Raw genomic sequence first — 26626 nt, 5'->3', positions numbered from 1 at the left:
GAGACCAGCATCGTGCCGAAATTTGCCGCCAACCTCACCATGCTCTTCAACGAGATGCCGTTTGTCGACCGCTTTGCCGCGGCGAAGGCGGCAGGCTTTTCCGGAGTCGAATATCTCTTCCCCTACGATTTCGACAAGGCGTTGCTGCGCGAGCAGCTCGAGAGCCATGGGCTCACTCAGGTGCTGCACAATCTCCCCGCCGGCAATTGGGCGGGCGGCGAGCGCGGCATCGCGATCCTTCCCGATCGCGTCGCCGAATTCCGCGACGGCGTGTTTCGCGCCATCGACTATGCCAAGGCGCTCGACTGCGACCGGCTCAACTGCCTCGTCGGCATCGCGCCGGCGGATGCCGATCCGCGCGAGCTGAACGAGACGCTGGTCGGAAACCTGCGCTTCGCTGCGGCGGCGCTCGCACGCGAGAGCATCGAGCTGCTGGTCGAGCCGATCAACACCCTCGACATTCCCGGCTTCTTCCTCAACGGCACCGAGCAGGCAGTGCAGCTCATCTCCGATGTGCGCTCGAGCAACCTGTTCATCCAGTACGACATCTATCACATGCAGATCATGGAGGGCGATCTCGCCCGCACCATGCAGAAATATCTCGACCGCATCTCGCATATCCAGCTTGCCGACAATCCCGGCCGCCACGAGCCGGGCACGGGCGAGATCAACTATCCCTTCCTGTTCCGCCATCTCGACGCGATCGGCTATCGCGGCTGGATCGGCTGCGAATACAAGCCGCGCACCACGACGCTGGAAGGCCTGTCCTGGCACGCGGCACAGACCTTCGAGACGTGAGAGTTTTCGGGCCCAGATGCGGCCGCGATGACGGTACGCTCCCTCTCCCGCTTGCGGGAGAGGGCTGGGGTGAGGGTGTCTCCGCAATCGGATTTTTGCGGAAGAAATCCCAACGAGGATAGAGCCCCACCCGGCGCTTCGCGCCGACCTCTCCCGCAAGCGGGCGAGGTGCATCGAGCCCGTGGATCGACTTATCAAAATCGAGAGGAAACGAGTGACATGATCGACATCGGCTTCATCGGACTTGGCACTATGGGACGGCCGATGGCCGGCCACCTCCTGGCGGCGGGTCATCGTCTCTTCCTGCACGACGTCGCACCGGTTGCGCCCGAGCTGATCGCGGCCGGCGGCGTCGCCTGCAAATCGGCGAAGGAGGTCGCGGAGGAGGCGGATGCGATCATCATCATGGTGCCGGATACGCCGCATGTGGAGGCCGTGCTGTTCGGCAAGGACGGTGTCGCGAGCGGAATCTCCAAGGGCAAGATTGTCGTCGACATGAGCTCGATCTCGCCGCTGGCAACGAAGGAGTTTGCCAAAAAGATCGAGGCGCTCGGCGCCGATTATCTCGACGCACCGGTGTCGGGCGGCGAGGTCGGCGCCAAGGCGGCGAGCCTCACGATCATGATCGGCGGCCCGGAGCGTGCCTTCAACACCATGAAGGGCGTCTTCGACAAGATGGGCAAAAACGTCACTCGCGTCGGCGCCAATGGTGACGGCCAGACCACGAAGGTCGCGAACCAGATCATCGTCGCGTTGACGATCGAGGCGGTGAGCGAGGCCCTGCTGTTCGCCTCGAAGGCCGGCGCGGATCCCGCGCTGGTGCGACAGGCGCTGATGGGTGGCTTTGCTTCGTCGCGAATCCTCGAGGTCCATGGCGAGCGCATGGTGAAGCGAAATTTCGATCCCGGCTTCCGTATCGAGCTGCACCAAAAGGATCTCAACCTCGCACTCGAGGGCGCGCGAGCGCTCGGGCTTTCGCTGCCGAGCACGGCGGTGGCGCAGCAATTGTTCTCGGCCTGCACTGCGCATGGTGGCAAGGGGTGGGATCATTCGGCGATGGTGCGTGCGCTCGAGTTGATGGCGGGCCACGAGATCGCCGCGACGTAAAACTGTTACGCGGTAACACTCGTTCGGATTGATGTCGCTTCGGTTGTTCGGGAACCCGGAACTATCACCGGGCCCGGCGGTTGACGGCGCAACACAAATCAATCCGGAGAGAGGACATGAAGACTCGTCTTGTGATTTCGCTCGCTGTCGCTTCGCTGCTGGCGTCGAGCGGAGCCTTTGCGCAGTCGACCACAGCCGAGGGTGCTGCGAATGGTGCGCGGGCCGGCGGCGAGATTGGTGGTCCGGTCGGGGCGATGGTGGGCGGCACCGTCGGCGCGGCCGTTGGCGCCGGCCTCGAAATCCCGAATGCGGTGATCGGTGCGGTGCCGCGCTCCGAGCGGTCCGTCGTGGTGCATGAGCGCGTGGTGGTCGGTGAGCCGCTGCCGCCGACCGTGGTGTTGCATCCGGTGCCGAACTACAGGGACTATGACTACGCGGTCGTCAACGACCGCCGCGTCATCGTCGAGCCGCGGACCCGCAAGGTCATCAAAATCATGGAATGATCATCGCGACCAGGGACGGGGCCCTGCGGAGCACTACTCCGCGGGGCCTTCGCTTCTTGTGACGCCGGCAGCGCCGCGGAAGCGGACGATGGCCCAGTCGATCGCGGCGGAGACTACGAAGCCCGCGCAGGCGGCGAGCGCGTCGACGACGAAATCCTCGAACCGTGCATGGCGACCCGGTACCCAGAGCTGCAATACTTCAAGCAGGCCGATCAGCACGACGGCGATGGCCGCGACGCTGAGGCGGCGCTGCGAATAGGCGAGCCCGAAAGCGAGTCCGACCAGAACGAAAGCCAGTGCGTGCTCGCCGTCTTGCCCAAGATCGGAATGCGGGCGGAGGCTCGGCGGCCCGAGGGTCGCAAAGCTGACGGCGGCGGCAAGCAGCCAGGCAAAGAGACGCAACAAAACTAACATCCTATCCGTTTAGCACGGAGCGGCGCCGGATCGATCATCACACCGAGATCAGATCGCCGTGTAGTTAATGACGAAATGTCAAAGCGGTTGCCGCACGCCGAGACCGTGCATGAAACGCTCCCGGATCTGCACGGGATCGCGGCGGGTGGTGCCGACGCCGGGTTTGTCGTCGATGCGCACTGCAATGAGGCTCGGTTCCGAGGCCGTCAGTGCACCCTCGACCAGGCGCTCGAAATCCTCCTCGTCCGCGGCCCAGGCGCTGTTGACAAGGCCCGAACCGGCCGCGATTGCCACGATGTCGGCCACGCCAGCGGCCGGCGTCGGCTGTGCACCAGTGATCTGGTAGATGCCGTTGTCCATCACGATCATGGTGAGATTCTTCGGCCTCAGGTTCGCGATCGTCGTTAGCGCGCCGAGTTGCATCAACAGCGAGCCGTCGCCTTCCAGCGCAATGACGCGGCGGTCGGGCTGCGCCAGCGCCACGCCGAGCGCGATCGGGAAGGCGAGGCCCATGCTGCCGAGCATGTAGAAGTTTTGCGGGCGGTGGCCGGCGGCCCAGAGGTCGAAATTGGTGTTGCCGATGCCGCCGATCACGGCTTCCTCGTTGTTGAGTGTCGCGATGAGGCGCGAGGTGACATCGAAGCGGTTCATCACCTTGGTATTGCCTTGGGTGCTGCTCATGGCTGATCTCACTTGTCAAAGACCTTGCCGCCGGTGAGCAGCGGGTTGAGGATCAGCGCCACCGGTGCCTGGGTGGTGACGGCCTGCTTGATCGAGCGGTCGGCGATGAATTCGAGCTCGTCGAGCCGGGCGATGGTGTGGTGCTCGAGCGCGAGCGAGTCCAGTACCGGCCGCATGGTGCGGCAGACCAGCGCCTGGCCATAGTTGAACTCGCCGAGCGTGCCGCGTTCGGACACGAACATGATCAGCGGGATCTGATAGGGCACCGCAAGCGAGGCCAGCACATTGGCGAGCGTCGCAAAGCCCGAGGTCTGCATCAGCACGGCGCCCCGCCGTCCGCCCATCCAGGCTCCGGCGACGATGCCGACCGCTTCCTCCTCGCGCGCGGTCGCAAAGGTCGTGAAGAAGGGATCGGCGTGCAGGGCCGTGATCAGCGGTGTCAGCACCCGATCGGGCACGTAAGGCACGAGGCTGACCTCGTTTCGCTTCAGCGTTTGCACGACGATTTCGTGCCAGCTTCGTTCGGTGGGAGACATCTGGGGTGGGGTCTGCTGCTCCACGATCGTCATCTCGTCCTCCCTTCCGCGACATCTTTTTTGGTCTATGCGCGGTGCCGCTTCATAGGCGCCTTGGTACCGAACTTGACGCGGCGGGCGGGATTGTCAACATGTCCGAACCGGACAGCGGTCTGCGCTCTCTGCGCTGCCATGGCCGGGGTTGTCGTGTCATAAGCGACCACAACGAGAGCAGTGGGAGGACGGCATGGTAGGGGCGCAGCTCGCGCCGTTCCTGCGTGCCCCCTTGTGAGGAGCCCGGAAGCCTTTCGATGCCCGTCAACACCAAGCGCGTCTTCTACGTCAAATATCTCGCACATCCGATCTATGTCGACATCCTGACGGCGCGGAGCGACGTCCGGCTTGATCGCATCGAGAACGAAAGCCCCGAAGTAGTTTTCGCGCCGATCCTGGAGGCCGCGCATGTCTATCAGATCGGCGCGGCGCGCGACGAGCTCGCGCGGCATTTCCATGCCCAGGCCGAGCTGTTGAAGCGCGCGCCGAACCTGCTGATCGTCTCCTCCAACGGCGCTGGCTTCGATCCGGTCGATGTCGAGGCCTGCACCGCGGCGGGCGTGCTCGTCGTCAACCAGTCCGGCGGCAATGCCCATTCGGTCGCCGAGCACGCGCTCGCGATGATGCTCACGCTGTCGAAGCGCATCATCCAGTCGGACCGCCGTCTGCGGCGCGAGCGCGATGTCAACCGCAACGATCTCATCGGCAACGAAGTCGGGGGCAAGACCGTCGGCATCGTCGGGCTCGGCAATGTCGGCCGCCGCATCGCCGCGCTCTGCAACACCCTCTTGGGCATGAAAGTCCTGGCTTACGATCCCTATCTTTCGGCCGACGTGATGGCGGCGCGGGGCGGCGAGAAGGTCGAGCTCGACGAACTTCTGCGCCGGTCCGACTTCGTCTCGATCTCCTGTCCGCTGACCAAGGAGAGCCGCGGCATGATCGGCGTCCGCGAATTTTCGCTGATGCAGCCGCACGCCTATTTCGTCACTACCGCGCGCGGCTTCATCCATGACGAGGACGCGCTGCTCCAGGCCCTGCGCGACCAGCGCATCGCCGGCGCCGGTCTCGACGTCTGGTCCAAGGAGCCGCCGCCGCCGGAGCATCCGCTCCTTCAGTTCGACAACGTGCTGGCGAGCCCGCATACCGCGGGCGTGACCCGGGAGGCCCGCCAGAACATGGGACGCATCGCCGCCGAGCAGGTCCTCGATGCGCTCGACGGCAGGCGGCCGCCGCGCATCATCAATCCCGAGGTCTGGCCGCATTATGCCGAGCGCTTCCGGAAGACGTTTGGGATCACGCCAGGATAGGGCGGGGCGGCTGACGGATCGGGTGGAGTCCGGGAGACGGCGCTCAGTTTGATCCCGCTCAAATTCTCCTTCCCATGAAAATGCAAAATGGGATTAGAGTGCTGCCGGGGCAGCAGGAGGTCCCATGTCACGCTATGTCGTCAGGTTCATGAAGGACGTGCTCGGCGAGTACGGCCGGCAGAGTGAGGTCTGCCAGGGAACCCTGGAAATCGACGCCACCTGTGAAAGCGAGGCGACCGAGCAGGCCAAGCTGAGATTCTGCAAGGACCAGGCCTTGCATCACTGGTCTCTTCATGCGGATCGTATTCATGTGAAGGCGGCCGATTTTCCGTCCTGAGGCGGAGGTTTGGCGCGTTCAGCGGCTGAGGATGGACGCGGGCGGCGGTGCGGTCGCGCCGGCGCCGAGCGATCGCTGCACCATGACGGTATCGGACCAGCGGCCGTAGCGGTAGGCGACTCCGCACAACAACCCGACCCGGGCAAAGCCGAATTTTTCGTGCAGCGCCAGCGAAGGCGCATTGTCGGCGTCGATATAGCCGATCATCTGGCGGAAGCCGGCCGCCGCGCAGGCGTCGACCAGCTCCTGAAGCAGCAGGCGTCCGACACCGCGACCGAGATGGTCGTGATGCACGTAGATCGAGTGCTTGGCGGTGTAGCGATAGGCCGGGCGCTTGCGAAACAGCACGGCATAGGCATAGCCGATCACTTCGCCGTGCCAGGTCGCGACCAGGTGGGGCAGGCGCGTCTGCCGCAGGTTCTTGCGCCGGTCGCGCAGGTCGTCGGGCTCGGGTGCGCCGGTGCCCTCAACGTCCTTCGCCACGCCGTGGCGGACGTGATGGCGGTAGATCGCCAGCATCGCCTCGACGTCGCTGTCGCGCGAGGGCCGGACCAGGACCGGATCGTCATCCTCGCGCATGAGGCCTGTTCCGTTCATCGACCGCTACTCGGCGACGACGTAAGTGTAGAGCCCGATCCGGCCGGCGGCGTCGACCTCCTTGTAGACGCCCTGGATCTCGACGTCGAAGCCGGGAAATGTGTTGAAGCAGGTCTCGAACATCTTGAGATAATCGATCATGGGTTTCGCGCGTTCCGTGAGCCGCTCTCCGGGCACGATGGTGGCGATGCCGGGAGGATAGACCACGAAAGGCGTCGTCGCGATGCGGCCGGCGATGGCCTCGATCGGCAGGTAGTCGACGTCGTTGCGGATCAGGCAGCGTGCGGCGTCCAGCGGCGACAGCGCGATCTCCGGGAGGTGATCAGGCAAGAACTGACGCGCCTGGAGTGCACTGACGTCGGCCTTGCGGAAGAAGCGGTGCATCTCGGCGCAGAGGTCGCGCAGCCGCACGCCGGCATAGCGGGCCTGCCGTCGCTGATAGAATTCGGGGATGGCGTCCGCCAGCAGCGCATTGTCGTCGTGCAGCCTCTTGAACGCGACGAGGCCGGAGATCAGCGTGCCGGCCTTGCTCGCCTCGACGCCCGGCGTCAGCAGGAAGAGCAGGGAGTTGAGGTCGTTCTTCTCGGCAACGATGCGATTCTCGCGCAAATATTGCGCGACGACGGGGGCAGGGATGCCGTGTTCGGCATAGGCACCGGTCGTGCGATCGAACCCTGGCGTCAGAAGCGTCAGCTTGTTCGGATCGGTGATGGCAAAGCCCTCGGTCATGCCGGGGAAGCCGTGCCAGGTGCTGTCCGGACCGAGCTGCCAAAGCGCGGGGTTGGTGGCAAGCTCGTCGGTCGAGAGCGTCTCCCAGGCGACGTTATGCGCCGCGCCCGGCCGGCTCACGTCGGCAATGGCGACGCGGTCGGGAACGAACGGCTCGAAGAACCAGCGCCGTTCGGCGTTCTGCTCCTTCTCCTCGAACTCGCGGCGCATGGCGCGGATCTTCTTGCGCAGCTCGATGCCGAGGCGGATCGTGTCGTCCCACAGCACTTCGCCCGAGCGGCCCTTCATCATCTGCGCGCCGACATCGAGGGAAGCAAACAGCGGATAGAACGGCGAGGTCGAGGCGTGCTGCATAAAGCTTTCGTTGAAGCGGCGGTGCTCGACGCGCCGCTTCTGGCCGCGGATATGGCGGTCCCTGATGTGGATCTGGGACGCCTGCGAGAAGCTCGCGAGCTGCTTGTGGGTCGACTGCGTCGCGATGATGCCGGGTGCGTCCGGCGTCAGCCCCGACAAGCCCATGGCGAAGCGCCCGGCATAGAGCGGATGGAATTTCATGAAGCCGGCCCAAGCCTCGTCGAACAGGATGTAGTCGCAGAGATGGCCGATGCGCTTCAAAATCATCTCGGCACTGTGGATGGTGCCATCATAGGTGCATTGCTCGACGACGGCGACGCGGAACGGCCGCTCCTTGCGCCAGGCGTCGCGATCCGTAACCAGCGGGTGGTTGCGGATCGCCTCGCGTAGCGACTTCTCGTCGAGCGCCTCCCAGCGCATCGGTCCGATCAGGCCCCAGGCGTTGCGGATCGTCGGGATGTAAACCGGGATGCCGCCATTGATCATCAGTGCGCCGTGATGCGCGGCCTTGTGGTTGTTGCGGTCGAACAGCACGAGGTCGCCGTCGGTGACGAGTGCGCCGAGCGCGACCTTATTGGAGGTCGAGGTGCCGTTGAGCACGAAATAGGTCTTTTCCGCGCCGAAGATTTGGGCCGCTTCCTTCTGCGCTTTCAGCGCCGGTCCTTCATGGGTGAGAAGGTCGCCCAGATCGAGCACGGAATTGTCGAGATCGTCGCGGAACACGGACTCGCCGAGATGCTCGACGAAGACACGGCCGATCGGGCTGCGGCTATAGAACATGCCGCCATTGTGGCCGGGGCAGGTCCAGAGCTGATTGCCTTCCTCGGCATAGTCGACCAATGCGCCGAAAAACGGCGTCTTCAGCGTCTCGGCATATTGCTTGAGCCGGCTGATCAGGTTTTTTGCGATGAAGGGCGGCGTCTCCTCAGAAAGGAAGACGTAGCCATCGATGAAGTCGAGCACCTCGACCGGCAGATCCTCGAAGCGCTTGCGCCGAATCAGCAGGATGATCGGGAAGTCGAGGCCGCGGCGCCGCATCAGATTGATCAGGGCGGCGGTTTTGCCCTCCAGCCCCTTCTTGCCCCAGTCGACCACCATGCAGCCGATGGCGGCGTCCGTCTGTACCGCGATCTCGGCGTCCTCGAGCTTGCGGGCTCTCACGACCTCGAAGCCGGAGCGCTGGATCTCCTCGATGATCTGGTTGAAGCGGATGCCCTCGAGGTCGTCGGCATCGAACACAGGGGCAGCGAACAGGAAGTTGAAGCGCTTGAAATAGTCCATGGTGGGTCCCGAAGATGCGAAGCCAACAGCTCTCGGCACATTCGATGACAGTTAGATGACAGTGCTCAGCGCTTCATCTCGCCGAACACCACCGTCGGTACGGCGCGGTTGACGACTTCGCGCAGTGCGAAGCTGGACTGCACCCGGGCGACGCGAGGCAGGCGCGACAGCTCGGTGCGGTGGATGCGCTCGAAATCCTGGATGTCGCGCGCGAGCACGATCAGGATGTAGTCGTCGGTGCCGGACATCAGGAAGCAGCGCACGACGGAGGGGCATTTCACCACCTCGGCCTCGAAGGCCTTCAGCGCCTCCTCGCTCTGGCTCTCCAGCGCGATCCGCACCAACACCGTCGTGGTGAGGCCGAATTGCCCGAGATCGAGGGCAGCCTGGTAGCCGTGGATATAGCCGTCATCCTCCAGCGCCTTCTGCCGCCTTGCCAGCGCTGTGCTCGACAGGCCGACCTTGTTGGCAAGCTCGGTGTGACTGGCTCGCGCATTGGTGGTGAGTTCCGCGAGGATGGCGAGATCTTTTCGGTCGAGGGCCAAGGTTTCGTTTCCAGCGTGGAAGGGGCAATCGGCGCCGGAAACCGGCGTCCAGGTGCCGAAACTAGCTGATATTTGCACGAAACCAAACCGGCGTGGCCGCTAACATGAAGAGGAGAATCAAGATGTTAAGGCAAGGAGCTCGCTATGCGCGTTGGTGTTCCCAAGGAGATCAAGGTGCAGGAATATCGCGTCGGGCTCACCCCGGGCGCCGTTCGCGAGTACGTCGCGGCCGGGCATGAGGTCTGGGTCGAGACCGGTGCGGGCGAGGGTATCGGCTCTTCCGACGAGATTTACCGCAAGGCGGGCGCCGCGATTGCGGACAACGCGCGCGAGATCTTTGCCAAGTCCGAGATGATCGTGAAGGTGAAAGAACCGCAGCAGAGCGAGTGGACGCAGCTTCGCGAGAACCAGATCCTCTTCACATATCTTCATCTCGCGCCGGATCCCGCGCAGACCAGGGGGCTGCTCGCCTCCGGTTGCACTGCCATTGCCTATGAGACCGTCACTGACGCGGGCGGCCACCTCCCTCTGCTCGCGCCGATGAGCGAAGTTGCCGGCCGTCTCGCGATCGAGGCGGCCGGTGCCGCGCTCAAGCGTTCGGCAGGCGGACGAGGCGTGCTGCTCGGCGGCGTGCCCGGCGTGCAGCCAGCGCGGCTCGTCGTGCTCGGCGGCGGGGTCGTAGGAACCCAGGCGGCACGCATGGCCGCGGGCCTCGGCGCGGAGGTCACCGTCATCGATCGTTCCATTCCGCGCCTGCGTGAGTTGGACGACATGTTCCTTGGACGCGTGCGCACGCGCTTCTCCACGATCGAGTCCGTCGAGGACGAGGTGTTTTCCGCCGATGTCGTGATCGGCGCGGTGCTGGTGCCCGGTGCGAGCGCTCCGAAACTGGTTACGCGCGCGATGCTCAAGTCGATGCGGCCGGGCGCCGTGCTGGTCGACGTTGCGATCGACCAGGGCGGCTGTTTCGAAACCTCGCGACCGACGACCCATGCCGAGCCGACCTACGAGGTCGACGGCGTCGTGCATTACTGTGTCGCGAACATGCCGGGCGCGGTTCCGGTGACATCGAGCCAGGCGCTGAACAATGCCACGCTGCCGTTCGGGCTGATGCTCGCGGCCAAGGGCTTTGCCGCCGTGCTCGAGCCGTGCTCGAGAATCCGCATCTGCGTAACGGCCTCAACGTCTATCGCGGCCGCATCACCAACAAGGCGGTGGCGGAGAGTCTCGGTCTGCCATTCTCGCCGGTGGAGAGCAGCCTGGCGGCGTAACGGTGCCGCCGCATCGGGCTTGATGATCGCGGATTAGGCAATACGCGATCCGCGCGATCGCTCCATAGTTGTAAACCTCATCATGCGCTGTTTTCGCATCTCGCGCAAAAGTTCCTACGCGCGCGAGAAACATGCGATCACGGATCAGTTCACGTCGTCTCCAAATTTCCTCGAAATGGTCACATCCGGGTTAGGTTGCTGGCATTGATAGGCACTATCCGACTCCTCGTACGGAACAGTCCGAATGCTTGGCGTTCTCATCCTCATCCTGGTCGCCGCGATCTCGTTTGCGGCGGGGTATGTCACGCGCGATCGCATTTCGCGAAAGCGCCGCGCCAGATATCTGAAATGGGAACCGTACGTTCGATCGAGCAAACGGCCGGCGCAGCCGCCGGCGTTTCTGGTTCGCACGCCGAAGACTCAGGCGCCACGCATCAGCGCGGTCGATGGCGCCGGTGCGGCGCGGCCTCTTGCGCAACCTCCCGTCTCGCAAGCGCCCGTTGCGCAGCCGTCGGCCGACGCCGAGCGCCGCCAGGTTCACGCCTTCGTCAGGCGGTAGTCGCCGAGATCGGGATCGTGCGTCATCCGCCAGTAGTCCACGAACCGCCACGGCATCGCTGAGAACACCCGGCCGCTCGTGTTGCGGTAGTAGGTGGTCATGCCCGGATGGGTCCAGATCATCGCCTCGTGCTCGGCATCGACCTTCCGGATGTAATCGTCGTGCGCATCCTGGCGGACGTCGATGGCGGCGACACTGTTTTCCATCATCTCGACGAGACAGGCCGAGATGTAGCGGCTCTGGCATTCCGACTGGAAGATCACGCTGCCGCCATGCGCCGGGCCGGAGTTCGGGCCCAGCATGCAGAAGAAGTTCGGGAAGCCCGGGACCGTGAGGCCGAGAAACGCGGTCGGATTGTCGCCCACCCAGGCGTTGCGGAGATTCCTGCCGTCGCGGCCGGTGATATCGAGGCGAGCCGCCATCTCCGTGACCTTGAAGCCGGTCGCGACCACGATGATGTCGGCCGGGCGGTGCTCGCCGTCGGATGTCACGATGCCATCGCGATCGACATGATCGATCGCGTCGGTGACCAGCTCGACATTGTCGCGCGTCAGCGTCTTGAACCAGTCGTTGTCGAGCAGGATACGCTTGCCGTAAGGCGGGTAGGTCGGCACGCATTTGGCGATCAGGTCAGGGCGGTCCTTCAGCTCGGAGAGGATGAAGTCCGTCAACTCCTGGCGATGCCGGTCATTGCCCTTGTTGACGGCGCGCTCCGGATGCGGCCAGGCGGGATCCTTGCGCAGGAACGGCAACAGCCCGTCGCCATAGCGCCAGAACATGTTGAAGCGGTACCACTGCACATAGAACGGCAGGTGCGCGAGCAGCCAGCGCGCGCCCCCTGTAATTGGATCGGAATAGCCCTTCACCGGTCGCGCCCATTGCGCGGAGCGCTGGTAGACGGTGACGGAAGCGACGCGGGGCGCGATCGACGGCACGAGCTGCATCGCGGTCGCGCCGGTGCCGATGATCGCGACGCGCTTGCCGTCGATCGTGATGTCGTTCGACCACAGCGCCGAATGGAGGATCCGGCCCTTGAAATCCTCCTCGCCCTTGAAGCGGGCGCGGGAGGGATCGTTGAGCTGGCCTATCGCGCTGACGAGTGCCGTGGACTCGAACTTTTCCTCGCCGCTGCTTGTTCTCAGTGTCGAGATCCAGCGGCGCCTGCTTTCGTCCCATCGCGACGAGGTCAGTTGCGTGTTCAGCCGCAGATGCCTGCGCAGGCCGAATTCGTCGGCGACCTTCTTGAGGTAATCGAGCAACTCCTCGCGCTGGCAGAAATAACGCGTCCACTCGTTGCGCGCGCCGAAGGAGTAGGAATAGGAATGGTTCGGCGTATCGACGCCGCAGCCAGGATAGCGGTTGATCCACCAGGTGCCGCCGAGTTCGGCGTTCTTCTCGACGATGGTGTAGGGGATGCCGAGATGGCCGAGCGCCACGCCAAGCGCAATGGCGCAGACGCCGGCGCCGACGATCAGCACGTGCTGCTCCGACAATTGCGCGTCGGACGGACGTCTGCTCCAGCGCGCCTCGCGCGGCACAAAGCCCATCTCCTCGCGCATCAGCGGCGCATATTCTGGCGCGACGTTCTCGCCGAGGCAGGCACGCATCATCCTCAGAAGCAGCTCCTCGCCGGGATCGGTGATCACCGGTGTTGGATGGCCATCGGCAAAGAGCTCGACCACGGCGTCGCGGATTTCGTCCTGCACGTCCCTCGGCACGCCGGCCTCGGGATCCGGGATGAGGCGGATGTCGCGCTTCGGCAAATAGGGCGGGGCGAGCCAGCGCTCGTCGCCGGTCATGTGTACGAGCACCATCAGGAGGCAGCGGATGTCGCCCTCGGCGATCGCCGAGGCGAGGTCGAGGTGCTGGCGCGGCAGTTCGATGTTCATGAATGGTCTCAGATCCGGCGAAAGCGAGCAATGCGATCGTCGCACTTTACCGCCGAACCGGGCAGGGGGCTTGGGCGCAGACGCCGCCAAAGAAGAAAGCTATCGCCGCGGTCCGTCCCGGCGGAAGAAATTTGCCGCGCGGGGCCGAAAAAAGCCAATCAGTTCCATTGCCGAGAGAGGTGGAAACGACGACATTCCGTCCAGAATTCAGTGGATTGGCCTCGCGATGGAACGCGCAAATTTCGAGCCTTTTGGCGAGCGACTGGCCCCGGGAAGGGACGACCGGCCGCAGTCGCGCGCCTCCAAATATCTGCTGTGGACGGGCACCGGCCTGTTCTGGTCGCTGGTCGGGGCCATCGTGCTCGCCCGTGCCGCCTTCTTCGAACCGGGCGTTTTCGACGGCTTTAGCCGCGTCGCCTCCCTCGCCAAGGGCCTGATCTTCTAGGCCGTCCGAGCAGCCGCTCCGCTCTGCCTGTAATTTGCTCCAACACTGTCCTTTGGGCCGCGGCGCGTCTGCGCGCCCAGGAGAATTGTCTTTAAGGACATTACTTGCTTCCGTTGGCCGGAATCGAAAATATATTGCCCTCTCGCGCCCTGTCGCGCATAAAATCTTCTCCTTCGGGAGATTTGAGTGGCCCAGAACGAAGCATCCTCTTCAGCCGGCGCAAGACCGGTGACCACCGCCGGCCGCATTGTGGCGCTGATTCCAGGCGTTCTCCTATGCATCGGCATTGCCGGCGTCTCGGCTGCTCTTGAAGCCACGGAACGGCACGCCTTCGCACATCCCTATGTGGAGGCGCTGGTGATGGCGATCCTGCTCGGCATGGCCGTGCGCAGCTTCTGGAAACCGTCCGAGCGCTGGCAGGCCGGCGTCGCCTTCAGCGCCAAGCAACTCCTCGAAGTCGCGGTGATGCTGCTCGGGGCCTCCATCAGCTTTGCCGCGATCGCCGCATCCGGCGTGACACTGCTGGCTTCGATCGCCGCCGTGGTCGTGGTCGCGCTCTGCGTGTCATTCGGCTTGAGCCGCATGCTCGGCCTGTCCACGCGGCTGTCGATCCTGATTGCCTGCGGCAATTCCATCTGCGGCAACTCGGCGATCGCCGCCGTGGCGCCGATCATCGGGGCCAACAATGACGAGATCGCATCCTCGATCTCCTTCACCGCGATCCTCGGCGTGATGATGGTGCTGGGCCTGCCGCTGCTCATCCCGCTCCTGCAACTGACGGCGACGCAATATGGCATCCTCGCAGGACTGACCGTCTACGCCGTGCCGCAGGTGCTCGCGGCCACCGTGCCGGCTGGCCTCGTCAGCACGCAGATCGGAACGCTCGTGAAGCTGATGCGCGTGTTGATGCTGGGGCCGGTCGTCGTCGGCCTCTCGCTCATTGCCTCGCGCCGGCAGGGCGGCGCGAAGAAGACCAGCGTCGGCTTCTTCCGGCTCGTGCCCTGGTTCATCCTCGGCTTCCTCGCGCTCGCCACGCTCCGTTCGCTCGAGATCGTTCCCTCAACCGTTGTCGGTCCGGTGACGAAGATCACCACCTTCCTCACCGTCGTCTCCATGGCCGCGCTCGGCCTCGGCGTCGACGTGCGCGTGCTCGCCAATGTCGGGGGACGCGTGACGGCGGCGGTGACGCTGTCGCTGATGCTGCTGCTCGGGATCAGCATAGGACTGGTGCACTGGTTCAAGTGAGGTCGCGAGGCCACGGACTCCTCTTCCTTCTCCCCTTGTGGGAGAAGGTGGTGCGGAGCGCCGGATGAGGGGTTCTATCCGCGAATTTAGATCGCGAGAGGGTGGCTCGCTGAGGCAGACCCCTCATCCGGCGCGCTGTGCGCCACCTTCTCCCACAAGGGGAGAAGGGAGGAGAGTTCGCAAGGTGCGAGTTCTGCCTTAAATCACGTCCGCCAGCGAGTGGCCGTGCAACTCGATGTTGAGTCCTTGCATGCCCAAATCGTTGATCTCGCCGCCCATCGCCTTCAGGCTCTCCTCGCGGATCAGGGACATCAGGCCGCGGCGCAGCGCTAGGAACTCCGAGGACATCATCATCGATTGCTGCCGCGGGCGTTCGAGCGGAATCGGGATCTCCGCCTTGATCGAGCCGGGGCGGGCAGTCATGCAGTAGACGCGGTCGGAGAGGAAGATCGCCTCGTCGATGTCGTGGGTGACGAACAAGACCGAGATCTTGAGCCGCTGCCACATGTTGGTGAGGATCTGCTGCATGATCACGCGGGTCTGCGCGTCGAGCGCGCCGAAGGGTTCATCCAGCAGCAGCACCTTCGGCCCCGTCGCGAGCGCACGCACGATGCCGACGCGTTGCTTCATGCCGCCGGAGAGCTTTTCCGGATAATGCTTCTCGAAGGCCTCGAGGCCCGCTAGCCCAAGCAACGTGCGCGCCGCGCGCTCGCGCTGCGAGCGGGGCATGCCGCGCATCTTCAGGCCGAACTCGACGTTCTCGCGCACTGTCTTCCAGGGAAACAGCGAATATTGCTGGAACACCATGCCGCGCTCGGCGCTCGGCCCGCTCACGCGTTCGCCGTCGACCGTGATGGTGCCGGTGGTGGGTTTGAGAAACCCGGCCACTGCATTCAGGAAGGTCGACTTGCCGCACCCCGATGGCCCGACGATCGAGACGAACTCGCCCGGCCTGACATGGATGTGCGTGTTGGTGACGGCTTCGACCGATCCGTCAATGGTCTCGTAGCTCAGCGAAAAATTCTTGACCTCGATGTGCCCCTGCGGGGCGGCGGTCGCGATCTCGCTCATTTCGCCCTCCATGGCATCACCAGTTGTCCGGCGCCGCGGATCAAGAGGCTCGATCCGAGGCCAAGCACGCCGATCGCGATCATGCCGAGCGCAATGTCGGCATATTGGACCAGCGAATAGGCCTCCCAGGTGAAATAGCCGATGCCGTATTGCCCGGAGATCATCTCGGCCGCGATCAGCGACACCCAGGCGACCCCCATGCCGATGGTGAGGCCGGTGAAGATGTGCGGAAGCGAGGCCGGAAAGTACACCTCGCGGAAGATCGAGCGCTCGCGCGCCCCCAGGCATTGCGCCGCGCGCACCAGCACTGGGTCGACCAGCGACATGCCGTGCAACGTGTTGACCAGGATCGGGAAGAACGAGCCGAGGAAAGTGATGAAGACGATGCTCTGCTCGTTGGTCGGCCACAGCATGATCGCCATCGGCACCCAGGCGATCGCTGGGATCGGCCGCAGCACTTCCGCAACCGGGAACACCACCTCATGCACCAGCTTGAAGCGGCCCATGATCAGCCCGAGCGGCACGCCGACGATGGCCGCCAGTGAGAAGCCGAAGAAGATGCGCCGGCAGCTCAAGAGGATGTGCAGCAGGAATTTGGGATCATGGATCGCCTTGGTGAAGCTCGCATAGACCGCCACCGGCGAGGGCACGTTGGTGAAGCGCACGAAGAACACGACGCGGTAGGTCGTGAGCAGATGCCAGACGAGCAGGAAGGCGGCGAGCGAGATCACGCCTATCGCGATCGCACGCAACCTGTCCTGGTTGAGCCGGTACCAGCGCCCTGCCAAGGCGCCGAATGAGGGTGGCGCGGGGGTCGGCGTCGCGACGGGAGCAGGCGTGGGCTCGGTGACGGCTGCAACTGCCGGCATGGCGTCCTCCTGATGGCGCAGGATCGCGGGACTGCTACTCACGTCTTGCCTCCGGCGACCGCCGATTTCACGGCTTCATCGAAGCCGAGAACCTTGCCGTTGATCTTGGCCGCGTAGGCTTCCGCGTCCTTCTTCAGGAGGAACGGCGCGACGTCACCGGCGCCGACCGCATAGAAGGCCTGGTCGGCGAACAGCTTGATGCCGCGGGTGGTGTCGAAGACATAGGCGACGTTGATCTTCTTGCCCTTGGCCTTGAAGTCCGCATAGGCGCCGAGCGTGCAGGCCGCGCTCGCGAACGGCAGGATGCCGGTTTCGTCGACCCAGACCTCGCCGGCCTTGTGCGGATCGGCGATCGGCTTCTTGCAGAAGCTGTCCTCGCCGGAGATCTCGTAGTTCTTGGCGCTCGCAAGCTGCGCGTCGTAATCGAGCTTCATCTCGGCATAGGCCTTGCGGATATAGCTGTCGTCGACCCACTTCTTCGGATCGAACTCCTTCATGCGGCCGAGATTTTGCAGCACCTTGACGTCGGTGGTGGCCGCCTCGATCAGCGCTGGCTTGATCGTGGGATCGGTGGTCATGTTGCCGCTGGGGCCCAAGAAGATGTAGACGACCTCCTTGCTGATGCCGGTCCACTCCTGGATCTTCTCGGCCGCAAGCTTGGGATTGTCGCGCAGCCACTGGTTGGCGGCGATGATCGCCTTCATGTAGGCGACGACGACCTCCGGATATTTTTCCGCGAAGTCGGTGCGCGCGACGATGCCGTGAAAGGTCGGTAAATTGGTCTCGACGCCGTCAAAAATCTTGCGCGCGAAGCCGCGGAACGGCAGCAGCTCGGCGAAGGGAACGAAGTCGGCGTGGGCGTCGATCTTCTTTTCCTGGAGATTGGTCGAGCCGACCTCGGGGCTTTGGCTCACGAGCTGGAAGAAGTCGGACGCATAGCCGCGATCCTGCATCGCCTTCAGCACCATGCCGTGCGCGGCGGAGCCGAAGGGCACGCTGACGAGCTTGCCCTTGAGATCGGCGAGATCGTAGTAGGGCGAATCCTTGTGAACGACGATGCCGTTGCCCGAGCCGGAGAGGCTGTAGGCGGCGACGCCGATCAGCCGGCTCTTGCTCTCGGGATTGCTCTCGAAGGTGAAGCCGTTCACGATCAGCGGATAGTCGCCCATCATGCCGATCTGAAGCTTGTTCGCCATCATCGCATTGGTGACGGGCGGGCCGGACGTAAAATTCTGCCATTCCAGCTCGAACTTGATGTTGGCGTATTTGCCATCGGTCGGCAGATATTTTTCGAGGAGATGAAGCTGCCGGATGACGACGCCGGCGGTGACCGTGTTGGTCGTGGTGTCCTGCGTGCCGATACCGAGGGTGACTGTCTCCGCCGCCGCGGGCTGCGCCAGCAAGAGCGCCAGCGACGTCACCGACATCGCGATCGAGAGCGTGGGAAGATGGCGGACCATTCTCATCCTCATTCGGTTGGATGTGCTGTGGTTGCCATGATTGGGTGACGGGACGGGCAGGGCAAATCCGGATTTACCGCCGCAGTCGATTAGTTGCCGGGAAAGACCGGTTGCATACTCCTTGGGCAGTTTTGCAGTTGGAAGCCAATTGCATGTGCAGCGGTCCTAATCGGCTGCCTGCCCGCGCATCTCCTCCAGGATGTCGGGGCGGCAGACCACGATCTGGGAGCGCTTTGTCTGAACGATTCCCTTCTCCTGCATGCGCTTCAGGCTGATCGTGACCCATTGCCGCGTGGCGCCGACCATGTGGGCGATGTCAGCATGGGTGAACGCGGCCGCGATCACCCTGCCATCGGCATCCTCCACGCCATAGAGCTCGACGAGGTGGAGCATCAGATGCGCAAGGCGCTGGGTGATCGAGCGCGTTCCCAGCATCTGCGCCAGCGCCGAATAGCACTTGCCCTTGAAGGTCAGGCCTTCGATAAGGCCGATGGCGAGGTTGGGGATTTCGGCCGCGAGCGTTCGCAGCTCCTTTCCGGGAAGGTGCACGACGCTGCAATTGCTGGATGCAACGCCTGACCATTGATGCACGGTGCCTTCGAATACTTCGGGCCCGCCGACGAAATTGCCGACATGCCAATAGGCGAGTGTGATCTCGCGACCGAGCGGCGAGGTGTAGAAGACACGGATGCGGCCGCTCTCGATCAGCCAGATGCCGTCATGCTTGCCGCCCTGGCTGAACAGCGTCTGGCCGCGGTTGAGCACCTTGCGGCGTCCCTGCTTCAGCACCAATTCGCGCTCGCGCGGCGTGAGCTTGTCCATCAGCGACGGAGGTCCGCCGATCCACTGCTGGTTCTCGGTGAGCAGCAGCGATGAGCTTCCGGCAGGCCGGACCGTTGCGGGAACAGTCCCGCGAACCGCATTGGCCGCCTGCAACATCACCTGCCTCCGGATTGTTCAAACCGTTCTAAAGAGGAGCAATGTCCGTGCCAGATGGGTGAGGAGTTAGGCGTTCGCACAAAATGTCGAAAACAACCCCATGCAAAGTAGGGTGGCAGCCAGGGGGCGCGGTCCCGGGGGCGTACGCTTTGGTGGGGAACGGAGCGAGGTGGGACCGTCTAACCGCCCTGACGCTCAGCCAAATTCAGCAAATACGGCTTCGGGTAGATCCCGCGGTTGTGGCCGTCCGAGAACGAGATGTTCAGCCCGTAGCCGAGGTCGCCGATCTCGGTGATGGCGATGCCCGGAAACCCCTGGGGGAAGCGGCCGTCGAAGCGGGCGCGGGTGCAGTGCGCGCATTTGCAGGAGAGGCGGAGCCGCTCGGCGCCGAGCATGACCTCGCCATCGTGCGTGGTGCGCACGACGAGAGTCGCGAGATCGGCGCTTGTCGCGTAGTCAGTCACCGTTGGTGCGACCAGTGCAGTCATAGTCATGGCGAGCCTCCGGTCTCTTTCTAGCGAGCAGAACAGCCGGCGGGATAGCAACTAATTGCCGGACTTGAGCGGAGGCGACAGTCGCGAGGAAAGCGCGGCTGCCTCCTCTTCGGTCATCGCTGGCGAAATGTGAAACTAATCGACCGGGAATGGCAGTTCGCCGTTGCGGGAATAGCTCCTCTCCGAAACTTTCCCCGGCATCGGGCAAGCAAGGAGAGACGAACGATGAGCGCTTTTCAGAAGGAGACGGTCCTCTCGGTGAAACACTGGACCGAATCCCTGTTCAGCTTCACCGCGACGCGCGATCCCGGCTTCCGCTTCCAGAACGGCCAGTTCGCCATGATCGGGCTCGAGGTCGACGGCCGGCCCTTGATGCGCGCCTACAGCATGGCGAGCGCCAATCACGAGGAGAATCTCGAGTTCTTCAGCATCAAGGTGCCCGACGGTCCGCTTACTTCGCGGCTCCAGAAGATCAGGGAAGGCGACATCATCCTGGTCGGGCGCAAGCCCACGGGCACGCTGATCACCGGCAATCTCATTCCGGGAAAGCGGTTGCTGCTGCTGTCCACCGGTACCGGGCTTGCGCCGTTCGCAAGCCTGATCAAGGACCCCGACGTCTACGAGAATTACGAGACCATCGTGCTCGCCCATGGCTGCCGCCAGGTTTCCGAGCTCGCCTATGGCGAGCACCTGGTCGAGAGCATGCGGGCCCACGAATTCTTCGGTCCCCTGATCACGGACAAGCTGATCTATTACCCGACCGTCACGCGCGAGCCGTTCCGCAATCGCGGCCGCATCACCGACCTGATCGCGTCGAACCAGCTCTTCGAGGACATCGGCCAGCCCGGCCTCGACCGCGATACGGATCGCATCATGCTCTGTGGCAGCCCGGCGATGCTCGAGGAGCTCCACGTGATGTTCAGGGACCGCGGCTTTGCCGAAGGCAATCACAGCCAGCCCGGCCACTTCGTGATCGAGAAAGCGTTCGTGGAGCGGTGAAGGGCAAATCTCTCTCCGGCGACAACTAATTGCTATCGCCGGAAAGCCACCTGAACAAATCTGATGCAAAGGCGCCGGACGCCGGCGAACCAGGAGCAAGCGATGGCACTAGATCAGATCGTCGACGGACTTTCCGAGGTTTCCTGCGATGTGCTGGTCATCGGCGGCGGCACGGCCGGACCGATGGCGGCGCTGAAGGCGAAACTGAAGAACCCGAAGGCCAACGTCGTCCTGCTCGAGAAAGCCAACGTCAAACGCTCCGGCGCGATCTCGATGGGTATGGACGGGCTCAACAACGCCGTCATTCCCGGCTATGCGACGCCCGAGCAGTACACCAAGGAGATCACCATCGCGAACGACGGCATCGTCGATCAGAAGGCGGTCTACAAATACGCTCAAAACTGCTTTGGGATCATCGAGGAGCTCGACAGTTTCGGCATCCGCTTCCTGAAGAACGAGAACGGCGACTATGCTGTCAAGAAGGTGCACCACATCGGCACCTATGTCCTGCCGATGCCGAACGGGGAGACCGTGAAGAAGGCGCTGTACCGTCAGCTCCGCCGTGCCCGCATCCTGATCTCGAACCGCTACATGGCGACGCGATTGCTGAAGTCCGCCGACGGTCGCATCGCCGGCGCGATCAGCGTCAACACGCGCACCGCCGAAATGCTCGTCATCAAGGCGAAGGCCGTCATCCTGTGCATGGGCGCCGCCGGCCGGCTCGGCCTTCCGACGTCAGGCTACATGTTCGGCACCTACGAGAACGCCGCCAATTCCGGCGACGGCTATGCCATGGCCTATCATGCGGGTGCGGCGCTGGCGAACCTCGAATGCTTCCAGATCAATCCGCTGATCAAGGACTATAACGGCCCGGCCTGCGCCTATGTCGCCGGCCCCTTCGGCGCCTACACCGCCAACAACGAAGGCTCGCGCTTCATCGAATGCGACTACTGGTCCGGCCAGATGATGCTCGAGTTCTACAACGAGCTGTTGTCCGGCAAGGGGCCGGTGTTCCTCCAGCTCAAGCATCTCCATCCCGACACCATTTCGGAGATCGAATCGACGCTGCACAAGGTGGAGCGGCCGACGCGCGGGCTGTTTCAGCAGGGACGCGGCGTCGATTACCGCAGCGAGTCGATCGAGATGCACATCTCGGAGATCGGCTTCTGCTCCGGCCACAGCGCCTCCGGCGTGTTCGTCGACGACAATGCGCGCACCACCGTGCCGGGCCTCTATGCTGCCGGCGACATGGCGAGCGTGCCGCACAACTACATGCTGGGCGCCTTCACCAACGGCTCGGTCGCCGGCATCGACGCGATGGAGTTCGCCGACAGTCACGATTTTGCGGAGTTCGATGCGAGCGAAGTAGCGATGGAGCGCGAGCGCGTAATGGCGCCGACCACGCGCGAGGACGGCATTCCGCCGAACCAGATCGAGTACAAGACCCGGCGCCTGGTGAACGACTATCTCCAGCCGCCGAAGGTGACCCGCAAATACGAGCTCGGCATGCGGCGCCTCGCCGAGGTGCGCGAGGACATGCAGGAGCGCATGATTGCCCGCAACGCGCACGAGCTGCTCCGCGCGCTGGAGGTGCAGTCGATCATGGATTGCGCGGATATGGCGGCCCACGCCTCGTTGTACCGCGAGGAAAGCCGCTGGGGTCTCTACCACTGGCGCACGGATTTCCCGGAGAAGGACAACGAGAATTGGTTCTGCCACACGCTGCTTTCCAAGCGAGACGGCAGGATGACCAGCGAGAAGCGCGCGGTCGAACCTTATGTCGTGCCGATCGCCGACGACGAGAAGGACCTCTACGACAAGCAGCGCATCCGGGCGAGCGCCTGAGCCGCCGAACAGCAACGCAACAGGAGATTTGACGATGCCTCTCGCTTCCTATCAGACCTCGGTCCCGGTGGTGGTCGACGACGCCAAATGCATCGCGGACAAGGGCTGCACGGTGTGCGTCGATGTCTGCCCGCTCGACGTGCTCCGTATCAGCGACATGACCGGAAAGGCCTACATGGCCTACGACGAATGCTGGTACTGCATGCCCTGCGAGGCGGATTGCCCGACCGGTGCCGTCACCGTCAACATCCCCTATCTGTTGAGGTGAGCATGTCGAGCCCGTTCGAATCCTACGATGATCTCGATGACGCCGACGAGCGGCTCCAGGCCGCGGACCCCGCGGAACGCCGCGTCGCCATCATCGCGCTCGGCCATTCCGGCGATCCCGCCGCGGTCGGCCATCTCGCCAACATGGTGTCCGATCCCGACGCCGGCGTGCGCCAGCAGGTCGCGATGGCACTCGGCGAGTTCGACGGGCCGGAGGCAGCGAATGCGCTCGTCAAGCTGCTCGTCGACCCCGAGCGGATCGTGGCCGTGGCTGCGGCCGACAGCATGGCCGAGTTCAAGGACCCGGCCTGCGCCGATGTCATCCTGCCGCTGGTCAGACATGCCCACGCCTTCGTCCGCATGGGCGCGCTCCGCGCACTGAAGGAGCTGCGCCGCAAGGATACGCTGAAGCCCGCGCTGGAAGCGCTCCAGGATGGCGATGCGGCGGTGCGCGTGCAGGCGATCGGCGTCATCGGCTTCCTGAAGCTCGAAGAGTCGATTCCGGCGCTGACCGCGCTGATCCACGATCCCGATGCCCATGTGCGCCGCGCCGCGGTGAGTGCGCTCGCCTTCTCGCAGATGAAGCCGGCGGCCGAGACGATCACCCGTGCGCTGAAGGACGCCGACTGGATGGTCCGGGAGATGGCTGCCGAAACGCTGGGGCTCAACGTCAACGGTTCGCTTGCCGCCGACCAGCTCATCGCCTCGCTTGCCGACGATTTCTGGCAGGTGCGGCTCAAGGCGATCCGTAGCCTCGGCAAGATGAAGATCGAGCGCGCGGTGCGCCCGATCGGCAATGGCATCAACCACGAGCAGGCCAATCTCCGCAAGGAAGCGGCCGCCGCGCTCGGCGAGATCGCCGATCCCGAGGGCGAGGCGTATCTCGCCGTTGTCGCCAACGACCCCGATCCCGACGTGCGCAAGAACGCGCGCTGGGCGCTCCAGCAGATTGCCGCGAAGAAGGCGAGAGCCGGTTCGTAACCTCAGAACCGAATCGCCATCTCAGCGAGGCGGCGGTGGGCGCTGTCGCGCGCGGCGCGGATCGGCCCGGCCGGTCCGGCCGTCGGGCCGATCGGCACGAAGCGCACGTCGCTTACGCCGATGAAGCGCAGCGCTTCGCGCAAATAGGGCGTCGCCATGTCGATGCGGCCGCGGTTCATCCCGGTCGCATAATCGCTGCCGCTTGCCAGGATCACCAGCGTGGGGCGGTCCTTGAGCAGAGGAAAATAGCCCTGCAGCGGATCGAAGCGGAACGTCAGCCCCGGCTGGATGATGACGTCGAACCACTGCTTGAGCTTGTAGGGGATGCCGAAATTCCACATCGGCGTCGAGATCAGCACGCGGTCGGCGAGCGAGAAGCGTAGCGCCATCCGCTCGGCTTCGGCAAAGCTGTCCCGCTGCGCGTCGTTGAAGGCCTGCGCCTTCATGCGCGCGTACTTCGCCTCGACGATCGGGCCGACGAACTCGGGCATGCGCTCACGCCACAGATCCATCACGTCGACGTCCCAGTCCGGGTGCGCCTGACGGAAGCCGTCAAGAAACACGCGCGCGCCGGCGCTCGACTCGGAGTCGGCGCGCGGCGAGCAGCACAGGTGCAGGAGCTTTGCCACCGCTCATCCCAGCGCTCTGATGACGGTCTCGGCCTTTGTGACGACGGCGACGTTCTGCATGGCGAAGTTGACTGAAGCATTGTGCCAGTCGGCATTCATGGTCGAGCAGCAATCCTCCGGAACGATCATGAAATAGCCCTTGTCGGCACCCGTTCGCGCGGTGTGTTCGACGGACATGTTGGTCCAGGCGCCGGTATTGATGATCATGTCGCGTCCCGTCGCCTTGAGGATCGTCTCGAGCTTGGTGCCCTCCCATGCGCTCATGCGCATCTTCTCGACCACGAAATCGCCGGGCCGCGGCTCAAGGCCGGGCACGGGCGCGGCACCCCAGCTCCCGCGTACCATCGCCTTGCTGTCGACCAGCCCCTCGAACAACGGTGCGTTCAACGTCACGCCGGGCGCGCCCGGCTCGACGACGAACCAGACATGGATGATGGCGACGCCGCGCCCGCGCGCTGCCTCGGCCAGTCGACGCACATTCTCGATCACATTCTGCTGGCGCGCATGCCCGGGGGCGCCGGACTCGGCAAAGGCCCCGCCGTCCATGACGACGTCGTTTTGCAGATCCTGGATGATCATGGCGCAGCGCCGTGGATCGAGCCGCAGCTCGCCGTCGGTGAGGATCGGTGCTGCTGCCGAAGGGCTGGCGCCGGTGCCGCCGCGCTTGCCGCTCATGTAAGGATCATGGCGCGGGCCCGTTTTGGTCGGGATCGCATAGACCGAATGCGTCGCGGTCAGATAGAGAGTGCGGAAATCCGGCCCGCCCCAGGCGAGGTTGGCGACAAGCTCCGGCAGGCGGACCTTGCCGAGCAGTTCGCCCCGTGGCGAATAGACCCAGACACCGCCGGGCGCGGTGACCCAGACGTTGCCGTGCTGGTCGCACTTCATGCCGTCGGGCAGCCCGGGCTCGAGCTCCGACTTGATGCCGCTCGCAAACACGCGGGCGTTGCCGAGCGATCCGTCGGCGCTAACGTCGAACACGCGGATCAGAGCCTGCACGGTGTCGTTGACATAAAGCAGCTTCTCGTCCGGCGAGAAGCAGAGCCCGTTGGGCTGGTCGAACAGGTTGCGCTCCACCACGAGCTGCGGCTCGCCGCCGGGCACGACGCGATAGACCCCCTGGAAGCCGAGTTGCCGCGGCCGTTCGACGCCATAGACGGGCATGCGCCCATACCAGGGGTCGCTGAAATAGATCGCACCGGAGGAGTGCACGCAGACATCGTTGGGACTGTTGAGCTCCTGACCTTGGAAATGCGAAGCGAGCACCTCGCGCCGCCCGTCGGGCCGCTCGCGAATGAGCGAGGAGGTTGCGTGCTCGCAGACGATCAGGTTCAGCTCGGCATCATAGGTCATGCCGTTGCACTTGTTCGCGGGGCGCTTGACCTCGACGACGCCGCGCCGCGCATCCCAGCGTCGGCGCACATCGCCCGGCATGTCAGAGAACAAAAGGTATTGATCAATCGGATGCCAAATCGGCCCCTCCGTGAATTCAAAGCCGGTGCCGACCTGGCCGACCGGCGCGTAGGGATCGATCAGGGTTTCGAATTCCGAACGCAGGGTGACGTGCGTCATCGCTCGATCCTCGTTTCGTCAGGCAGGGAACCAGTTGCGCTCTGGCAGCGATTGCACGATCGGTCCGGGCACCTGGTCATGCAACCGCCCCACGACATTGCCGCCTTCGATCTTGGCGGGCCGGTCGTGCACCGGCAGCAGATAGCGCGAATTGCTGAGCAGCTTCTTGATGGCCGCCTTCTCGGCGCGCTTGGTGGTGCCGTGATTGCCGGTCGTGCGCGGCTCCCAGTCATGGATTTCGTGGAAGGGCGTGACGATCTGGTCGTTGAAATCGTAGATCACGTCGCCGCAGATGGTCGCGATGCCGTCGGCGGTATGGACGATGATGTTCATCGAGCCTTCGGTGTGCGCATTCGCAGCGTCGCAATAGACGCCGGGCATCAGCTCGATGGGACCGGTGATCTCGAGGTCGAGGAAGCGCAGCGCGCTCTTGGTGTGCAGGCGGTCGATCAGATGCTTGATGTCGGGCGCCGGATATTGCGGGTGCATCAGGCCGGAGACCGAATATTCGAGCTCGCGGCGGTTGACGACGACCGTCGTGTTCATCGGGAACAGATCGTCCTTGCCAGCGTGGTCGATGTGCAGATGGGTGTGGCAGACGAAGCGGACGTCGCCCATGCGTACGCCGTGGCGCGCGAGCTGGTTCTCGATCATGTTCTCGTGGTACTGCAAGCCCCGCATGCCCAGCGTTTCCATGATCTGGTTGGAGCGGTAGCCGGTGTCGACGACGACCGGATAGGGGCCGCCGAGGATCAGGAAGCCGAGGGTGAGGACGCGCCGGGTGCGGCCGCAGTCGCGACCCAGAACCAGAAAGCTCGATTCCAGCTCGATATCGCCATAGTCCAGGATCTTGATCTCCAGCGGCATTC

27 protein-coding genes and 1 pseudogene are annotated in these 26626 nt (G+C 64.1%); 13 read left to right on the top strand and 15 right to left on the bottom strand.

What is annotated here, in order from left to right; genetic code table 11:
• Nucleotides 1-12 precede the first annotated feature (12 nt).
• The 3 genes from hyi to NLM33_RS11615 all read left to right on the top strand — a co-directional run bounded on the left by hyi (nucleotide 13) and on the right by NLM33_RS11615 (nucleotide 2408).
• Nucleotides 13-798: a hydroxypyruvate isomerase gene (gene hyi, locus NLM33_RS11625; protein ID WP_254096181.1), complete on the top strand. Its 786-nt coding sequence runs from the start codon at nucleotides 13-15 to the stop codon at nucleotides 796-798.
• 219 nt (nucleotides 799-1017) lie between these two features.
• On the top strand, nucleotides 1018-1905 hold the full coding sequence (locus tag NLM33_RS11620; RefSeq protein ID WP_254096180.1) for a 2-hydroxy-3-oxopropionate reductase: 888 nt from the start codon (nucleotides 1018-1020) through the stop codon (nucleotides 1903-1905).
• Nucleotides 1906-2021: 116 nt separating this feature from the next.
• Nucleotides 2022-2408: a DUF1236 domain-containing protein gene (locus NLM33_RS11615; protein ID WP_254096179.1), complete on the top strand. Its 387-nt coding sequence runs from the start codon at nucleotides 2022-2024 to the stop codon at nucleotides 2406-2408.
• A gap of 33 nt (nucleotides 2409-2441) precedes the next feature.
• On the opposite strand, the gene NLM33_RS11610 is transcribed toward NLM33_RS11615, so the two are convergent.
• The 3 genes from NLM33_RS11610 to NLM33_RS11600 all read right to left on the bottom strand — a co-directional run bounded on the left by NLM33_RS11610 (nucleotide 2442) and on the right by NLM33_RS11600 (nucleotide 4072).
• A complete protein-coding gene (locus NLM33_RS11610; RefSeq protein WP_254096178.1) occupies nucleotides 2442-2822 on the bottom strand; it encodes a VanZ family protein in 381 nt (126 codons plus the stop codon).
• 78 nt (nucleotides 2823-2900) lie between these two features.
• A complete protein-coding gene (locus NLM33_RS11605) occupies nucleotides 2901-3503 on the bottom strand; it encodes a thiamine pyrophosphate-dependent enzyme (protein WP_254096177.1) in 603 nt (200 codons plus the stop codon).
• 8 nt (nucleotides 3504-3511) lie between these two features.
• The gene (locus NLM33_RS11600; RefSeq protein WP_254096176.1) at nucleotides 3512-4072 is read right to left on the bottom strand and encodes a thiamine pyrophosphate-binding protein; all 561 of its coding nucleotides are present in this window, start codon (nucleotides 4070-4072) and stop codon (nucleotides 3512-3514) included.
• A 257-nt stretch (nucleotides 4073-4329) separates the two neighbouring features.
• Here NLM33_RS11600 and NLM33_RS11595 point away from each other — a divergent pair, with 257 nt between their 5' ends.
• Complete coding sequence (locus NLM33_RS11595) at nucleotides 4330-5379, top strand: hydroxyacid dehydrogenase (RefSeq protein WP_254096175.1); 1050 nt, start codon at nucleotides 4330-4332, stop codon at nucleotides 5377-5379.
• 124 nt (nucleotides 5380-5503) lie between these two features.
• Nucleotides 5504-5716 (top strand): hypothetical protein, encoded by a 213-nt coding sequence (locus tag NLM33_RS11590; RefSeq protein ID WP_254096174.1) that lies wholly within the window; start codon nucleotides 5504-5506, stop codon nucleotides 5714-5716.
• Between the two features lie 18 nt (nucleotides 5717-5734).
• Here the strand turns inward: NLM33_RS11590 and NLM33_RS11585 are convergent, their stop codons facing one another.
• The 3 genes from NLM33_RS11585 to NLM33_RS11575 all read right to left on the bottom strand — a co-directional run bounded on the left by NLM33_RS11585 (nucleotide 5735) and on the right by NLM33_RS11575 (nucleotide 9222).
• The gene (locus NLM33_RS11585; protein ID WP_254096173.1) at nucleotides 5735-6313 is read right to left on the bottom strand and encodes a GNAT family N-acetyltransferase; all 579 of its coding nucleotides are present in this window, start codon (nucleotides 6311-6313) and stop codon (nucleotides 5735-5737) included.
• Between the two features lie 6 nt (nucleotides 6314-6319).
• Nucleotides 6320-8677, bottom strand: coding sequence for an Orn/Lys/Arg decarboxylase N-terminal domain-containing protein (locus NLM33_RS11580; RefSeq protein ID WP_254096172.1), 2358 nt, complete (start codon nucleotides 8675-8677; stop codon nucleotides 6320-6322).
• Between the two features lie 65 nt (nucleotides 8678-8742).
• Nucleotides 8743-9222, bottom strand: a complete 480-nt coding sequence (locus tag NLM33_RS11575; RefSeq protein WP_254096171.1) for an Lrp/AsnC family transcriptional regulator — start codon at nucleotides 9220-9222, stop codon at nucleotides 8743-8745.
• A 144-nt stretch (nucleotides 9223-9366) separates the two neighbouring features.
• Here NLM33_RS11575 and ald point away from each other — a divergent pair.
• Together ald and NLM33_RS11565 are read left to right on the top strand one after the other, a co-directional pair.
• Nucleotides 9367-10493: pseudogene (gene ald, locus NLM33_RS11570) on the top strand (alanine dehydrogenase).
• A gap of 244 nt (nucleotides 10494-10737) precedes the next feature.
• Complete coding sequence (locus NLM33_RS11565; protein ID WP_254096170.1) at nucleotides 10738-11052, top strand: hypothetical protein; 315 nt, start codon at nucleotides 10738-10740, stop codon at nucleotides 11050-11052.
• Here NLM33_RS11565 and NLM33_RS11560 read toward each other — a convergent pair.
• Entirely contained in the window at nucleotides 11031-12941 is a 1911-nt protein-coding gene (locus NLM33_RS11560) for an NAD(P)/FAD-dependent oxidoreductase (RefSeq protein ID WP_254096169.1), read from the bottom strand. The genes NLM33_RS11565 and NLM33_RS11560 overlap by 22 nt on opposite strands.
• Nucleotides 12942-13011: 70 nt before the next feature.
• On the opposite strand from NLM33_RS11560, the gene NLM33_RS11555 reads away from it, so the two are divergent.
• Nucleotides 13012-13386: a hypothetical protein gene (locus NLM33_RS11555; protein ID WP_254096168.1), complete on the top strand. Its 375-nt coding sequence runs from the start codon at nucleotides 13012-13014 to the stop codon at nucleotides 13384-13386.
• A gap of 186 nt (nucleotides 13387-13572) precedes the next feature.
• Nucleotides 13573-14631 carry a YeiH family protein gene (locus NLM33_RS11550; protein ID WP_254096167.1) on the top strand — a complete coding sequence of 353 codons (1059 nt, stop codon included), beginning with the start codon at nucleotides 13573-13575 and terminating at the stop codon, nucleotides 14629-14631.
• 198 nt (nucleotides 14632-14829) lie between these two features.
• On the opposite strand, the gene NLM33_RS11545 is transcribed toward NLM33_RS11550, so the two are convergent.
• The 5 genes from NLM33_RS11545 to NLM33_RS11525 all read right to left on the bottom strand — a co-directional run bounded on the left by NLM33_RS11545 (nucleotide 14830) and on the right by NLM33_RS11525 (nucleotide 19464).
• Nucleotides 14830-15702: an ABC transporter ATP-binding protein gene (locus tag NLM33_RS11545; RefSeq protein ID WP_254096166.1), complete on the bottom strand. Its 873-nt coding sequence runs from the start codon at nucleotides 15700-15702 to the stop codon at nucleotides 14830-14832.
• Entirely contained in the window at nucleotides 15699-16571 is an 873-nt protein-coding gene (locus tag NLM33_RS11540; RefSeq protein WP_254105752.1) for an ABC transporter permease, read from the bottom strand. Before NLM33_RS11540 ends, NLM33_RS11545 begins: the two co-directional genes overlap by 4 nt.
• A gap of 38 nt (nucleotides 16572-16609) precedes the next feature.
• Nucleotides 16610-18031 (bottom strand): ABC transporter substrate-binding protein, encoded by a 1422-nt coding sequence (locus NLM33_RS11535; protein WP_254096165.1) that lies wholly within the window; start codon nucleotides 18029-18031, stop codon nucleotides 16610-16612.
• Between the two features lie 165 nt (nucleotides 18032-18196).
• Complete coding sequence (locus NLM33_RS11530; protein ID WP_254096164.1) at nucleotides 18197-18970, bottom strand: Crp/Fnr family transcriptional regulator; 774 nt, start codon at nucleotides 18968-18970, stop codon at nucleotides 18197-18199.
• 179 nt (nucleotides 18971-19149) lie between these two features.
• Nucleotides 19150-19464 carry a gamma-butyrobetaine hydroxylase-like domain-containing protein gene (locus NLM33_RS11525; protein WP_254096163.1) on the bottom strand — a complete coding sequence of 105 codons (315 nt, stop codon included), beginning with the start codon at nucleotides 19462-19464 and terminating at the stop codon, nucleotides 19150-19152.
• A 225-nt stretch (nucleotides 19465-19689) separates the two neighbouring features.
• Here NLM33_RS11525 and NLM33_RS11520 point away from each other — a divergent pair, with 225 nt between their 5' ends.
• The 4 genes from NLM33_RS11520 to NLM33_RS11505 all read left to right on the top strand — a co-directional run bounded on the left by NLM33_RS11520 (nucleotide 19690) and on the right by NLM33_RS11505 (nucleotide 23556).
• Nucleotides 19690-20463 carry a ferredoxin--NADP reductase gene (locus tag NLM33_RS11520; protein WP_254096162.1) on the top strand — a complete coding sequence of 258 codons (774 nt, stop codon included), beginning with the start codon at nucleotides 19690-19692 and terminating at the stop codon, nucleotides 20461-20463.
• A gap of 102 nt (nucleotides 20464-20565) precedes the next feature.
• Nucleotides 20566-22308, top strand: a complete 1743-nt coding sequence (locus NLM33_RS11515) for a fumarate reductase/succinate dehydrogenase flavoprotein subunit (protein ID WP_254096161.1) — start codon at nucleotides 20566-20568, stop codon at nucleotides 22306-22308.
• Between the two features lie 34 nt (nucleotides 22309-22342).
• Complete coding sequence (locus tag NLM33_RS11510) at nucleotides 22343-22576, top strand: ferredoxin family protein (protein ID WP_008141081.1); 234 nt, start codon at nucleotides 22343-22345, stop codon at nucleotides 22574-22576.
• Nucleotides 22577-22578: 2 nt separating this feature from the next.
• Entirely contained in the window at nucleotides 22579-23556 is a 978-nt protein-coding gene (locus NLM33_RS11505) for a HEAT repeat domain-containing protein (RefSeq protein ID WP_254096160.1), read from the top strand.
• A gap of 2 nt (nucleotides 23557-23558) precedes the next feature.
• On the opposite strand, the gene NLM33_RS11500 is transcribed toward NLM33_RS11505, so the two are convergent.
• The 3 genes from NLM33_RS11500 to NLM33_RS11490 are packed head-to-tail and all read right to left on the bottom strand — an operon-like array spanning nucleotide 23559 to nucleotide 26624.
• On the bottom strand, nucleotides 23559-24185 hold the full coding sequence (locus NLM33_RS11500; RefSeq protein ID WP_254096159.1) for an FMN-dependent NADH-azoreductase: 627 nt from the start codon (nucleotides 24183-24185) through the stop codon (nucleotides 23559-23561).
• A 3-nt stretch (nucleotides 24186-24188) separates the two neighbouring features.
• Nucleotides 24189-25757, bottom strand: a complete 1569-nt coding sequence (locus NLM33_RS11495; protein ID WP_254096158.1) for an isochorismatase family protein — start codon at nucleotides 25755-25757, stop codon at nucleotides 24189-24191.
• A gap of 18 nt (nucleotides 25758-25775) precedes the next feature.
• Nucleotides 25776-26624 carry an MBL fold metallo-hydrolase gene (locus NLM33_RS11490; protein ID WP_254096157.1) on the bottom strand — a complete coding sequence of 283 codons (849 nt, stop codon included), beginning with the start codon at nucleotides 26622-26624 and terminating at the stop codon, nucleotides 25776-25778.
• Between the last annotated feature and the right edge of the window lie 2 nt (nucleotides 26625-26626).

Source organism: Bradyrhizobium sp. CCGUVB1N3 (assembly GCF_024199925.1).
In the GTDB taxonomy this organism is placed as follows: Bacteria; Pseudomonadota; Alphaproteobacteria; order Rhizobiales; family Xanthobacteraceae; genus Bradyrhizobium.
This window is presented reverse-complemented; position numbering and strand designations above follow the sequence as displayed.

Bases quoted from the DNA above. Each gene is read 5' to 3' on its own strand.
- NLM33_RS11620 (WP_254096180.1), top strand. From the start codon at position 1,018: ATGATCGACATCGGCTTCATCGGACTTGGCACTATGGGACGGCCGATG.
- NLM33_RS11615 (WP_254096179.1), top strand. From the start codon at position 2,022: ATGAAGACTCGTCTTGTGATTTCGCTCGCTGTCGCTTCGCTGCTGGCG.
- NLM33_RS11610 (WP_254096178.1), bottom strand. From the start codon at position 2,822: ATGTTAGTTTTGTTGCGTCTCTTTGCCTGGCTGCTTGCCGCCGCCGTC.
- NLM33_RS11605 (WP_254096177.1), bottom strand. From the start codon at position 3,503: ATGAGCAGCACCCAAGGCAATACCAAGGTGATGAACCGCTTCGATGTC.
- NLM33_RS11600 (WP_254096176.1), bottom strand. From the start codon at position 4,072: ATGACGATCGTGGAGCAGCAGACCCCACCCCAGATGTCTCCCACCGAA.
- NLM33_RS11595 (WP_254096175.1), top strand. From the start codon at position 4,330: ATGCCCGTCAACACCAAGCGCGTCTTCTACGTCAAATATCTCGCACAT.
- NLM33_RS11590 (WP_254096174.1), top strand. From the start codon at position 5,504: ATGTCACGCTATGTCGTCAGGTTCATGAAGGACGTGCTCGGCGAGTAC.
- NLM33_RS11585 (WP_254096173.1), bottom strand. From the start codon at position 6,313: ATGAACGGAACAGGCCTCATGCGCGAGGATGACGATCCGGTCCTGGTC.
- NLM33_RS11580 (WP_254096172.1), bottom strand. From the start codon at position 8,677: ATGGACTATTTCAAGCGCTTCAACTTCCTGTTCGCTGCCCCTGTGTTC.
- NLM33_RS11565 (WP_254096170.1), top strand. From the start codon at position 10,738: ATGCTTGGCGTTCTCATCCTCATCCTGGTCGCCGCGATCTCGTTTGCG.
- NLM33_RS11560 (WP_254096169.1), bottom strand. From the start codon at position 12,941: ATGAACATCGAACTGCCGCGCCAGCACCTCGACCTCGCCTCGGCGATC.
- NLM33_RS11545 (WP_254096166.1), bottom strand. From the start codon at position 15,702: ATGAGCGAGATCGCGACCGCCGCCCCGCAGGGGCACATCGAGGTCAAG.
- NLM33_RS11540 (WP_254105752.1), bottom strand. From the start codon at position 16,571: ATGCCGGCAGTTGCAGCCGTCACCGAGCCCACGCCTGCTCCCGTCGCG.
- NLM33_RS11535 (WP_254096165.1), bottom strand. From the start codon at position 18,031: ATGGTCCGCCATCTTCCCACGCTCTCGATCGCGATGTCGGTGACGTCG.
- NLM33_RS11530 (WP_254096164.1), bottom strand. From the start codon at position 18,970: ATGTTGCAGGCGGCCAATGCGGTTCGCGGGACTGTTCCCGCAACGGTC.
- NLM33_RS11525 (WP_254096163.1), bottom strand. From the start codon at position 19,464: ATGACTATGACTGCACTGGTCGCACCAACGGTGACTGACTACGCGACA.
- NLM33_RS11520 (WP_254096162.1), top strand. From the start codon at position 19,690: ATGAGCGCTTTTCAGAAGGAGACGGTCCTCTCGGTGAAACACTGGACC.
- NLM33_RS11515 (WP_254096161.1), top strand. From the start codon at position 20,566: ATGGCACTAGATCAGATCGTCGACGGACTTTCCGAGGTTTCCTGCGAT.
- NLM33_RS11510 (WP_008141081.1), top strand. From the start codon at position 22,343: ATGCCTCTCGCTTCCTATCAGACCTCGGTCCCGGTGGTGGTCGACGAC.
- NLM33_RS11505 (WP_254096160.1), top strand. From the start codon at position 22,579: ATGTCGAGCCCGTTCGAATCCTACGATGATCTCGATGACGCCGACGAG.
- NLM33_RS11495 (WP_254096158.1), bottom strand. From the start codon at position 25,757: ATGACGCACGTCACCCTGCGTTCGGAATTCGAAACCCTGATCGATCCC.
- NLM33_RS11490 (WP_254096157.1), bottom strand. From the start codon at position 26,624: ATGCCGCTGGAGATCAAGATCCTGGACTATGGCGATATCGAGCTGGAA.